This window comes from Streptomyces sp. NPDC005722, assembly GCF_040630935.1.
Classification (GTDB): Bacteria; Actinomycetota; Actinomycetes; order Streptomycetales; family Streptomycetaceae; genus Actinacidiphila.
Genome location: NZ_JBEXYN010000037.1, coordinates 55,067 through 66,579, shown reverse-complemented (window position 1 = coordinate 66,579; position 11,513 = coordinate 55,067). Strand labels below are relative to the sequence as shown.

The following is an 11,513-nucleotide window of genomic DNA, read 5'->3' as shown; positions in this document are numbered from 1 at the left end:
AGCGCCCGGCGTGACGGCGGTCGCAGGGTGCGGTGGCTCACGCATGCTGGTCGGCGGTGCGTCCGCCAATTACACTCGAACATGTGTACGAGCTTCCTCCGGATCCGCAACGCCTGCGGGTGATACGCCTCTATCTGCAGATGCAGATCGCCGCAGTCGACGCCAAGATCCAGGAGGCGGAGTCCGGTTCGCCCGCCGGGGCGGGGGAGGGGCCGGAGGCCGGGGAGGGCACTGCGCGGCGAGCGGGGGGCAAGAGCGGCGCCCGTACCCCTGCCCGCGCCTGGCGGCTGCAGAGCGTGCCTGATCCACGGGGCGGCGCGGGCAGGGGCATCCTCCACCGCGACGACTGCCGCGTCCCCGGGGGCGGCCGGCTGAACCGGCAGGAGTTCGAAGTGGCGCTCGGCATGCCGGACGTCACGCCGTGCGAAATCTGCCACCCGGAGCCGGACGGCACTCCCTGAGCCTGGTGTCCACTGACCTTGCCCGGGAGGTACGCCATGCCCATGCGCAGACGTCCGGTCTCCGCGGCTGTCGCTGTCGCCGCTTGCCATGGGTGTGATCGGACACCGTGGTGTCCCGGAGGGCCGCGCATCCCGTGGCGTACCGACTTTCGGCCGAACTGCCCACGGCCAAAGGCACCCTGACGTGCGCTGAGCCACTGCCGCGGCACCAGCGGCAACAGGAGTGTCAGACCCTCCGCGCAGACTGTGTACGTGCCGTCGCTTCGGACCAGGAAGGTCGCCGGCGCGTCCGCGGGGTGCGATGGCTGGGGGAACGAGGGAGACGATGAGCGCTGACCGTACGGTGGACCGGATCCTCGGTGAGCGGTGGGAAGGGTACGCGCAGGAGGCAATCGCGGAGGCGGGACGCGACTACCCCGGACGCGACGTGGTGGTCGAAGTCTTCGGTGAACCGGACACGTTCGAGGCGCTGGTCGCTCCCTTCGGCCCCCGGTGGCCGGGGGCCGCGGCGCCCCCGGCCGGCTTCCGGGCCGATCCCGACCGGCTGGCCGCCGAGATCCTTGCCCAATGGGCGGACGAGGAGGACGAGGAGACCGCGGACGGCGACGGGGGCGTGCTGGAGCGGGGGTGCCTCAGCACGGACCTGCCCGCCCTCGCGGACGTGCGCGGGCTGCCGGAGGAGTGGTCGGACGACGTCGAGGACATGTGCACCGTGCTGCGGTCGTGGGAGGACCGCTTCGGCATACGCATGCTCGCCCTCGACCGTGACAGCCTGGTCCTTTCGGTGGCGACCCCGCCGAGCACCATGGCCGAGGCCCTCGCCGTCGCAGCGGAGCACTTCGCGTTCTCACCGGACACCATCACCCAGATGGGCGAGCACGACACCCTGCGCACCTTCGCGGCCCATGAACTCCTGGGCAAGCAGACGTGGAGGTTCTGGTGGGACTGATCGGGGCGGCCCGGCACGCTCCCGCGCTCGGTGTGGGCATGTGATGGTGAGGGGCGTCAACTCAACGCTTCAGGAGGGCACGTTCGGGGGACGGGCAGCGGGGCATGGGCCGGGCGATGGAGTGGCCGGAAGTAGTGCGCGAGGGTCCAGCGGGCGACGCGGGCTCCCGCGAGGCAGCCTTCGGTGTCGGCGGTACGGGTGTGGATGCCGGCCCAGACGCGGGCGTCGATCATGTCCTGGTTGAACCGCACGGCGTCGTCGTAGTGCCGTGTGGTGCCCGTGGCGTCGGAGGGGAAGGTGAGGTCGACGCGGGTCGTGCCGAAGAGCCCCGCCAGGGTCTGGGCGACCGCTCCGGCGACCGCCGCGTGCCCGCTGATGTGGTCGGGGTGCGGCGGTGTGACGAGCAGCGGCTGCCACTGCGGATCGGCCTCGGTCGCCGGATTGCCGTCGGTGTCGGCGAGTTGGACGGCGGTGACGGGTCGCCAGGAGCCGTAGTGGAGCTTGGCGTCCCACGCGGTGACGACGGCGTCGGTCGCCGCCGCGTTCGCCGTGGCGAACAGCCGTGCCGTGTCGGCGATGTCCAGACGGTGGCGTGCGCTGTGGTCGCGGAACGCGGACTGGAGCTGTACGGCCAGATTGCCCCCGAAGAACAGGGCGGTCTCGGTCTGCTGCGCGGTACGGGGCGATCCCGTCCTCGCGCCCATGGTCCTCACCTCGTTCACGTCCCGGGCGTAGCGGGCCGAGGTCAGGGCGGGCGGCGGCCCGGGCCGGAACTGGGAGGGTGACGTCAGCACCAGCGGGCGCAGCCGGGCGAGCCAGGTGTCGATGAAGGGCAGGTTCCCCGGTGAGGTGGGCCGCCATACGCCGGGCGCGGGCGGGACGGTGAACTCCACGGTCGCGAACCGGCCGTCCCCTGCGCGCAGTTGGATGACACGGTCGGCGGCGCGCGCCCCGAAGGCCACGCCCTGCTGCTTGGCGGTGCCGTCGGGGATCCGGGCGAGGGAATCGGCGTACGCGGCGTCGAGCAGGGCCCGGGACGCGGGGAAGTCGGAGAGCAGGACGTGGTGCGCGGCGGTGACGGCCGCCGCCTCCGGTGATGCGCCCGCGGGGCCGCGCGCGTGCCATTTGTAGGGCGCGTAGCGTCCCTCGATGCCGACCACGGCGTTGTAGACGGCGACCGAGACGAACCCGTGCCAGACGACCGCCTGCCCGGAGGGCCGGGTCGCGCCGAGGTTGGTGCCGATGACGTCCGTGGCGATGGCGTTCCACTCACGGACGGCGGCCGGATCCGCCGCGGGCCGCCGTTCCTTGCCCGCGGCCTGCGCAGGGACTAAGGCGGCGGCCGATACGGCGGTGGCGGCGAGGGCCACGGGAACGATCACGCGGGTGAGCCGCCGGTACCACTGTGCGGGCCGCCCGGAGGAGGGGGCGGCTCTGTCTGCAGGACTCATGGGGAGACTCCTCGTCGACGCCGGGCCCGAGCCGGACCGGAGGGGATTCCCGCCCGGTTCGGGCCACATCGACGTCGTTCCTACCCATGGCCGGGCGGGGTGTCCGCCCGGTTCCTCAGGTGTGCGACCGGTTCCCGCCCTCCGCCTCACCGGCGGGACCCACCGGAGGACGACCGTCCCTCGTACGACCGGCCACCGCGGTGCCCGCCGTCCGGCGGGCGCCCACTGCGACGGGCCGTCGACGCGGGCCGGTCAGGGGATGGAGATCGGGGGCGGCGGCTGCAGGGGCCCCTGCAGCGGGTTCCACGCACCGCAGACCGGGAGGGCACCGGTGGTGGTGCAGCGGTTCTCCGCCACGTCCCCGCGGAAGGTGACGACCTTGACCGACAGTTCCGCCGTCGAGGTGGTGCTCACGCTCGCGCCGCACACGCCGGTGACGGGGTATCCGGGGAGCCCGCTGAGGTCCTGCCAGGTGTAGGTGCCGCCCACCGGGACGGTGTCGCGCTGCCCGACGAACGTACGGCCGCGGACGACGGCGACGGAGAAGTCGCGGCTGGTCGCGTTGGCCACACCGGCCGAGTCGATGTCGCATCCCGAGAGCCTGCCGGGGCCGGGGAAGGGGGCCACGAAGGGCCCGCGGCCGGGGCCGAGGAGCGGGGCGGCGGGGTCGATGACGGGACCGGCACCGCTGTCGACGATGGGGCTGGTACCGGGGCCGAGGAGGGGCCCACGACCGGGGTCGAGGAGCGGACCGGAACCGAGGAGCGGACCGGAACCGAGGAGGGGCCCGAGGCCCAGCCCGGGGCCGAGCCCGAGTCCGGGACCGGAATCGACGCCGTCGCCGGGGTACGGGTAGTACGGGTCGGCGTACGGGTCGGCGTACGGGTCGTTGTACGGGTCGGCGTACGGGTCGGGCCAGGGGAGGCCGGACGCCGATGCCGCGGGCGCGGGAGCACTGTCCGAGTCGGCCGCCTGAGCCGTCGTCAGGGAGGCCGCGGATATCGCGGTGGCGATCAGGGCCGCCGGCACCACCGCGCCGGCGAGCCGTCCGAACCGTCGAAGGGACCGCCCGCAGGGCGGCGGGGTCCTGTCTGCAGGACGCATGGAGACACTCCTCGTCGATCTCTGGCCGGCACCGAACCGGAGGGCCTTCCGGCACGGCTCGGGCCCCTGTCGGCGGGATCCGTACCCGCGCCCACCGGCGTCCGGCGCCAAGGTCATCCCAGTGGCGCAGCCCGTTCCCTCCCACCGGGCCGCGCTCACCCGATCGACGCCCCGTGCCTCGACAGACCCTGACCCTCCGTGAGCCGTGCAGCGCTGGCCAACGTTCGCGGAGTGCCGGCAGCCGAGGGGGCCTCAAAATGCAGGCCGGACAACATTCATGACATACATGTGGAAAACGGATGAGGCCCGGAGCGGGTCCCGAGCGGGGACGAGGTGACCGAGGTGGCGGAAGCCCCGGCGGGCGAGGCGACAGGCGAGAGGTGCGTCGAGGAGGGGGGATACCAGCAGGAGCTGAAGCGGACGCTCGGCTCCTTCCAGGTCTTCGCGATCTCGTTCGCGTTCATCTCCGTGGCCGTCGGCATCTTCTCGACCTACGACGACGTGCTGCAGAACGCGGGCCCCGTGGGCATCTGGCTCTGGATCCTCGTCGCGGTCGGGCAGTCCCTGGTGGCCCTCGTGGTCGCGCAGCTCGCGGGACGCATCGCCCTCAGCGGCTCCTCGTACCAGTGGGCCTCACGGCTGGCCGACCCGAAGGTGGGCTGGGGGTTCGGCTGGCTGACGTTCTGCTACCTCGCGATCGCCGTGGTCGCGATCGACAACGCCCTCGCGAGCCAGGCCTTAATGCCGCTCGCCGGCATGAGGCCGGACGAGGACTCGGCGCGCGTCATCACGCTCGTGGTGCTGCTCGTGCAGGCCGTGCTCGCCGTGGCATCGACCCGCCTCGTCAGCCTGATCAACACCGCGGCCGTCGGCCTGGAACTCGCGCTCGTCGTGGTGATGGCGGTCGCGCTCGTCATTGCCGCGGCGGTCACCGGGAACGGCGCCGTCGGCAACCTCACCTCACGCGGCGTCACCGAGGACGCCCCGCACTACTTCGCCGTCGGCGGCGGGCTCATGGTCGCGATGATCATGGGTCTGGCCACGCTCGTCGGCTTCGACTCCGCCGCGAACCTCGCGGAGGAGGCCAAGGACCCCTACCGCAGCGTCCCCCGGGCGATCGTCGGCTCGGTCGTGGCCGCGGGACTGCTCGGCATGCTCTTCCTGATCACGCTCACCGTCGCCATCGAGGACGTCCCCCGGATCAGCCGCGACGGCTCCCCGGTGGCCACGATCATGCGGGACCAGCTCGGTCCGGTCATGGAACGGACCCTGTTGGTCGCGATCACCTTCGCCTTCTTCGGCGCGGGAATGGTGGTGATGGTCGCGTGCTCGCGGATCATCTTCGCCATGTCGCGCGACGGGCGCTTCCCCGCGCACCGGCTGATGCGCCGGGTCAACCCGCACACGCGGACCCCGATCCCGGCCACCGTGCTGATCTTCGCCATGGGCGTCGTCCTGATGGTGGCCCTCCCGGGTGCCGCGCTGCTGGAGCTCATCACGGCGTCGACGATCCTCCCGGCGCTCATCTACGGCGCGACGATCGTCCTCTACCTCGCGGTCCGCAAGCGCCTGGGCCGCCGCAAGGGCGCCTTCGACCTCGGACGCCTCGAACTGCCCGTCGCCCTCGCCGCCCTGGTGTGGACGGTCGTCGCGCTCATCGCCCTGGTGACACCGGAGGAGGCGCTGGTCCCCCTGGTAATCGTGGTGGGGCTGCTCGTCGTGGGCGGGCTGTTCTTCCTCGGCATGCTGATCTTCGACCGCCGGTCCCTGGAGGCGGAGCCCGGCGGGGTGGACGTCTTCAAGCACTGAGCCGCCGCGAACGCGTCGCCGGTCACGGCACGGGGGTGGGAACGACTGGTCAGCTCGCAGCCGGTGTCGTCACCCACGGAAAACGCCGGGCGCGGGTCGCCGAGGCGCTCCTAGACTCGGCCCGTGATCCGCACCGCAGTCCCCGAGGACGCACCGGCCATCGGCGCCCTGAAGGTCCGCGCGTGGCGCGCGGCGTACGCCGGGTTCATGAGCCCGGAATTCCTCGACGGGCTCGACCCGGTGAGCGACGCAGCGGACTGGGCCGCGTACCTTGCCGAACTCCCTGCCGAGCACCGCCTGTGGGTCGTGCAGGAGGGCGACAGCGTGACCGGCTTCTGCCGGACCGGCCCGGCCGATCGGTCCCAGGACCCGGACCTCGGCCCCCGCGCCGCCGAGGTCTACGGCCTGTACGTCGAACCCGCTTGCATCGGCACCGGCCTGGGCCACCGGCTCTTCGGCCACGCGGTGACCGACCTCGAGGGGCGCGGCCACGGCCCGCTGTGCGTGTACGCGTACGTTCCGAACGCTTCGGCGCTGCGGTTCTACGAACGGGCCGGCTTCGGGCGCGACGGCACGACTCGCGCCGCCGACGAGGGCGGGACCGGGCTCATCGAAGCGCGACTGGTGAAGCCCGGCCATATCCGCCGCGTCAACTGACGCCGCGCGCCCCGGTCGTTCGCCGGTCGCTGCGTCTCACTTGGGGGTGAACTGGACGCGGGTGTGCAGCCGTTCGCCCTGGGGGCCGTACATGATCAGATATTCGACCGGCCTGCCGAGGTCGGCGTTGGCGACGGCATGGGGCGTGCGGGTGTCGAACTCGGCGACGTCTCCGGCGGTCAGGACGAGGTCGTTGTCGCCGAGTGCCAGCCACAGCCGCCCGGACAGCACGCACAGCCATTCGAAGCCTTCGTGCGACGCCTGGCGCGGCCGCGGGGGCCGCTCGTCGACGGCCGGCAGGACGTGCTTGTGCGCGTGCAGCCCCCCGACGTAGTGGGTCAGCGGCAGGACGGCCTTGTCGTCCGCCGCACGCCGGTTTGCCGGGCCGGACGGCTTCCGCGTAGACGCGGGGGCGGTGCCGGCCAGCGCGTCCAGGGAGACGCCGTACGCCTTCGCCAGGCGCAGCAGCAGTTCCAGATTCGGTTTGCGAAGGCCGTTCTCGACGCGTGACAGCGTACTCACGGCGATGCCAGTCGCCCGGCTGACCTGGGTGAGCGTTTCCCCGCGCTTCTCGCGCTCGCTCCGCAGGCGCGGCCCCATCGCGGCCAGAGCCGCGGCGACCTCATCCGGCATTCCCTCCGCCTCTCTTCCGCTCACCTCTCCGGCCTGCCATTTTGCCATTCTGTCAACGCTTCTCGCATCCCCGTCCGCCGACATCGCATGATCGACGGGTACCACGGCCACCGGGAATCCGAGGAGAAGCCATGCACCAGCCCACACCGTCCGGCGACCTGTCCCACCGCACCATCGACGCGCCCGCCGGACGGCTGCACCTGGTCGAGCAGGGCAGCGGACCGCTGGTCCTGCTCGTCCACGGCTTCCCCGAGTCCTGGTACTCCTGGCGGCACCAGCTCCCGGCACTCGCGGCGGCGGGATACCGGGCGGTGGCACCGGACGTGCGCGGCTACGGCCGTTCCTCCAAGCCGGCGGAGACCGGCGAGTACCGCATGTGTGCCTTGGTGGAGGACAACGTCCGCCTGGTACGCGCCCTCGGCGAGGAGACGGCGGTGGTCGTCGGGCACGACTGGGGCTCGAACATCGCCGCCGCCTCAGCCCTCCTGCACCCCGAGGTCTTCCGTGCGGTGGGACTGCTCAGCGTCCCCTACACCCCGCCCGGCGGCCCGCGCCCCAGCGAGATCTTCGCGCGGATGGGCGGGGACGAGGAGTTCTACGTCTCCTACTTCCAGCAGCCGGGCCGCGCCGAGGCCGAGATCGAGCCGGACGTCCGGGGCTGGCTCGCGGGGTTCTACGCCGCCCTGTCCGCCGACACCATGCCGGCCCAGGGGCAGCCCACCCCGTACTTCGTCACCCGCGGCGGGACACTGCGGGACCGCTTCCCCGCCGGCCGGCTCCCCTCCTGGCTCACCGAGGCCGATCTCGACCACTACGCCGAGGAGTTCGAGCGCACGGGCCTGACGGGAGCGCTCAACCGCTACCGGAACATGGACCGCGACTGGGAGGACCTCGCCGAGTTCAACGGCTCCCCTCTGACCCAGCCGTCCCTGTTCGTCGGCGGCAGCCTGGACGCCACCACCACCTGGATGTCCGACGCGATCGCCGCCCACCCGACGACCCTGCCCGGACTGGTGGGCTCCCACCTCCTGGACGGCTGCGGCCACTGGCTCCAGCAGGAACGTCCCCGGGAGGTCAACGACTTGCTGACCACCTGGCTCGCGGCCCTGCCTCAGCCGGTTCCCCTGCGATAGTTCGCGACCTCATCCCGTTCGCGGCCACAAAGGTGTGGTCGACACACCTGGCGCGCCGGCTCCCGCCCGCGTTATGGTCCGTGCCGTCGCGGGGGGTGACATCGTGGGGCGGAAGAGCAAAGTGCCGGGCATCATGCCCTGGTGGCTGTGGCTGATCTATTGGGCGCAACTGGCGTTCGTGGCCTGGAACATGATCCGGCCGATTCTCCACGTGAGCCTGGTCCTACTGGTGCCACTGTTCTTCATGACAGCCCTCAAGTGGTACCAGAGCCGCCGGACCGGCGGATAGCCGCGCCAGCGTTGTCGTATCGGAGCCCTCGGCAGCATGACCGCGGCCCCGGCGACAGTCAGCAGGTCACGAGTCCTCCGCCGTGCCGCTGCCGGCGTCAGCCGTCGAACCAGACGACCAGACGGACGCCCTCGTCGCCGTGCAGGGTCGCCAGTGTGCGCATCACCGACCAGACGGCGGCCCAGTCGCTGTCCGGTACGGCATCCTTGCGGCGGAGGCGTCCGATGCGGAAGAGGCGGTCGCCGTCCGGCCACTCGGTGCCCTCGGCGTAGGTGCTGCCCGCGCGGTACAGAGCGTGGGGGTCGGTGAGGCCGGCGAGCTCGGCGAAGCGGGTGAGGCCGGAGTTCCGGCCGTGCAGCTCCCAAGTCCCCTCGGGGCTCCGGCGGTACTCGTGAACGCAGTCGTCGACCGTGTCGGCGACCTCCTCCCAGTCCGCCGCCGCCAGCTCCGCCCAGGTGATCCAGGACGCACCGGATGCGCCCGAGCCCCAGGACTCGAAGTCGGCGAGGGCCTCGCGCGACACGTCGCGAGGCAGGCCGCGGTGATCGGCGAGTGGGCGGAACGAGGCGGTGTCGCGGACACCGAAGAGGGACCCGAAGGCGTCGTAGCAGCGCCCGTTGTAGAGGTGCGCGAGGTCGATGGCCCCGTGCCAGCTGCGGTCGTCCTCGTCCAGCCAGCGATCCCAGCGGCATTCTATGAACCCGTACATGTCCGTCCCCATGGTGGGAATTGTTCTGCGCCGGGGTGAGGAGTGCGACGCGATTTCCGCCGTGCCGGCCGGGCCACGCCCCCCGACGCCGACAGGGGACGCCCGAGGGTGACGGTTCCTTCACCCATGTGACCTGGGCGGCCCCGAACGCCGAAAACTCGCCGTAGGAGGGGCCAGGCTAGAAAGGGGGTTGCCAGTCGCCCCAGTGCGTCGTATAGCCGGGCGGGGTCAGGACTCTGATTGACCTGGATAGGGCCACTGGCGGCCCACCCATTCACACTCCGGGATCGCGCCTTCCCAGTCGTCAGTGCACCGGTCGGCCCAGGTCCGGCCCACCATGACCGGCCGGGTCACCGTGCCTCTAGTGACTTCCTGCACCCGCACCACCAGGCCGAGCCCATCAACTCCAGGGTTCCCCCGCGGACCGTAGGACGCATCCAGCACGCCACTCCAGTGAGCCTGCAAAAGGAACCGTTCCAGGTCGGCTGGGACGCAGGCGGTCAACTCCCGCCCTCAGAGCGTCACCTGAGGTCCTCGGACCGCGTCGATCGCAACGCAGAACAACCGGTCCTTGACGAAGTACGCGTACACAGCGGGCCCCAAGCCCCTGGTGCCGAGCTCCACACCGAGGTCGTCCGCAAAAGGTTGGCCTGGAACCGACGCAGCCCGGTCATGCCCGGCAGCACTGCGGCGACCTCAGTGACATCCATGCCGAAACACAGAGGCCCGACGCCCGCCAAAGGCATCAGCTCCCAGTCCAACCGCGCCGGCCCGTTCACGGAAACCCGTATCCCCGTTGCCACCATCTCTCGACCCGTCCCCGTTCAGGCCCAACCATCAACCATCAACCGAGACAGGACAAAGCATCCCCTACCAGGTCTGTTACAGGTTTCTCTACCTCATCAAGGCACCCGGCGTCGCTCACGCTCCGCCGGGCGCGCGGCCCGCGTCCGGCCGCGCCCACGCTCCTGCCTCCGTCCCGCTCGGCACGGCCGCCCGCCGCCGCGCGCCAGCGAGGTAGGCCCAGGGGCATGAGGTCAGAACCGCGGTGGCTGGGGCGGCTGACGCTCCGATGCTTTAGGCAGCCACCATGGGGCGAGCCTCGAAGATCGGGGCCCACATCGGGCCTTAGCGGGCAGGTCCACAGACCGCCCGGGTCGCCATAAGCTTACGGGCCCCGATCCCTCGCCCCATGACGGCTCCCGCCCAAAGCCTCTCCACGCCACCCGCGTGAGAACGCCGGGGCCGGGTGCCCATCAGGCTGGCACTGCACTGAGGTACAAGTACGCTACGGTCTGGCCATTCGGAGGTGGGGGCAGCGGCAGGTAGGAACAAAGTGCGGAGCCCGATGCCATGATGGCTCTGGCCGCCCCTCTCAGCACGCTTCCAGCGCTCTCCTTCTAAGCCATACTCAACCGGCACCGCAGCCAGTGATACAGATGGTGATCGCAGGCGGTTGCTGTATAGCAACGAGGTACCGCAACCACTCAGCCCGTGGCTGACCATCAGCGGCCCCAGATGACTGGCTGACATGTCCGACAAACCTAAGCGACCGTCACGCCCACAGTTCGCATCGAAAAGATCAGGTCAGTGGGGATCGCCCTGTGTGGCAAGTAGTCGGGCTTGTGTCCGAAGGGCATAACCGAGTAGGGATGTGTGGATGTCGGGCCGGGCTTCGGCCAGACGCCGGCGGATGGCGACAGCCTCGGTGATCGCCTCCAGGGCCTCCTCCCGCCGCCCCAGCGCGGCCAGCCCGACCGACTGGTTGTTGAGCGACGTCGCGAGGTCGGGGAGGAAAGTATCGGGCCGGGCCTCGGCCAAACGTCGATAGGCGCCAACGGCCTCGATGATCGCCTCCAGCGCCTCCTCCGGCCGCCCCAACTCACCCAACGGAGTGGACTGGTTGTTGAGCGACCTGGCGAGGTCGGGGAGGAAGGCATCGGGTCGGGCTTCGGCCAGACGCCGGCAGATGGCGACGGCCTCGGTGATTGCCTCCAGCGCCTCCTCCGGCCGCCCCAACTCACCTAACGGAGTAACCTGGTTGTTGAGCGACCTGGCGAGGTCGGGGAGGAAGGCATCGGGTCGGGCTTCGGCCAGACGCCGGCAGATGGCGACGGCCTCGGTGATTGCCTCCAGCGCCTCCTCCGGCCGCCCCAACTCACCTAACGGAGTAACCTGGTTGTTGAGCGACCTGGCGAGGTCGGGGAGGAAGGCATCGGGTCGGGCTTCGGCCAGACGCCGGCAGATGGCGACAGCCTCGGTGATTGCCTCCAGCGCCTCCTCCGGCCGCCCCAACTCACCCATTCGGTTCGACTGGT

General features: G+C 71.2%; 11 protein-coding genes. 6 read left to right on the top strand and 5 right to left on the bottom strand.

Features of this window, described 5'->3' with window-relative positions; genetic code table 11:
- Window positions 1-83 precede the first annotated feature (83 nt).
- Window positions 84-461 (top strand): DUF6233 domain-containing protein, encoded by a 378-nt coding sequence (locus ABZ479_RS31410; RefSeq protein WP_500464732.1) that lies wholly within the window; start codon window positions 84-86, stop codon window positions 459-461.
- A 325-nt stretch (window positions 462-786) separates the two neighbouring features.
- Window positions 787-1,410, top strand: a complete 624-nt coding sequence (locus tag ABZ479_RS31405) for a DUF4253 domain-containing protein (protein WP_500464731.1) — start codon at window positions 787-789, stop codon at window positions 1,408-1,410.
- A gap of 56 nt (window positions 1,411-1,466) precedes the next feature.
- Here the strand turns inward: ABZ479_RS31405 and ABZ479_RS31400 are convergent, their stop codons facing one another.
- Both ABZ479_RS31400 and ABZ479_RS31395 read right to left on the bottom strand, forming a co-directional pair.
- A complete protein-coding gene (locus ABZ479_RS31400; protein ID WP_500464730.1) occupies window positions 1,467-2,861 on the bottom strand; it encodes a vanadium-dependent haloperoxidase in 1,395 nt (464 codons plus the stop codon).
- 252 nt (window positions 2,862-3,113) lie between these two features.
- Complete coding sequence (locus ABZ479_RS31395) at window positions 3,114-3,965, bottom strand: hypothetical protein (protein WP_500464729.1); 852 nt, start codon at window positions 3,963-3,965, stop codon at window positions 3,114-3,116.
- Between the two features lie 342 nt (window positions 3,966-4,307).
- On the opposite strand from ABZ479_RS31395, the gene ABZ479_RS31390 reads away from it, so the two are divergent.
- Together ABZ479_RS31390 and ABZ479_RS31385 are read left to right on the top strand one after the other, a co-directional pair.
- A complete protein-coding gene (locus ABZ479_RS31390) occupies window positions 4,308-5,774 on the top strand; it encodes an APC family permease (RefSeq protein WP_500464728.1) in 1,467 nt (488 codons plus the stop codon).
- Window positions 5,775-5,897: 123 nt separating this feature from the next.
- Entirely contained in the window at window positions 5,898-6,431 is a 534-nt protein-coding gene (locus ABZ479_RS31385; RefSeq protein ID WP_500464727.1) for a GNAT family N-acetyltransferase, read from the top strand.
- Between the two features lie 36 nt (window positions 6,432-6,467).
- Here ABZ479_RS31385 and ABZ479_RS31380 read toward each other — a convergent pair whose 3' ends face one another.
- Window positions 6,468-7,064: a helix-turn-helix domain-containing protein gene (locus ABZ479_RS31380; RefSeq protein WP_500464726.1), complete on the bottom strand. Its 597-nt coding sequence runs from the start codon at window positions 7,062-7,064 to the stop codon at window positions 6,468-6,470.
- 131 nt (window positions 7,065-7,195) lie between these two features.
- Here ABZ479_RS31380 and ABZ479_RS31375 point away from each other — a divergent pair, with 131 nt between their 5' ends.
- Window positions 7,196-8,197, top strand: coding sequence for an alpha/beta fold hydrolase (locus tag ABZ479_RS31375; RefSeq protein ID WP_500464725.1), 1,002 nt, complete (start codon window positions 7,196-7,198; stop codon window positions 8,195-8,197).
- Window positions 8,198-8,300: 103 nt separating this feature from the next.
- On the top strand, window positions 8,301-8,486 hold the full coding sequence (locus ABZ479_RS31370) for a hypothetical protein (RefSeq protein WP_500464724.1): 186 nt from the start codon (window positions 8,301-8,303) through the stop codon (window positions 8,484-8,486).
- Between the two features lie 97 nt (window positions 8,487-8,583).
- Here the strand turns inward: ABZ479_RS31370 and ABZ479_RS31365 are convergent, their stop codons facing one another.
- Together ABZ479_RS31365 and ABZ479_RS31360 are read right to left on the bottom strand one after the other, a co-directional pair.
- The gene (locus ABZ479_RS31365; protein WP_500464723.1) at window positions 8,584-9,207 is read right to left on the bottom strand and encodes a hypothetical protein; all 624 of its coding nucleotides are present in this window, start codon (window positions 9,205-9,207) and stop codon (window positions 8,584-8,586) included.
- A gap of 1,575 nt (window positions 9,208-10,782) precedes the next feature.
- The coding region (locus tag ABZ479_RS31360; RefSeq protein ID WP_500464722.1) for a tetratricopeptide repeat protein at window positions 10,783-11,513 on the bottom strand (731 nt) is incomplete at its 5' end.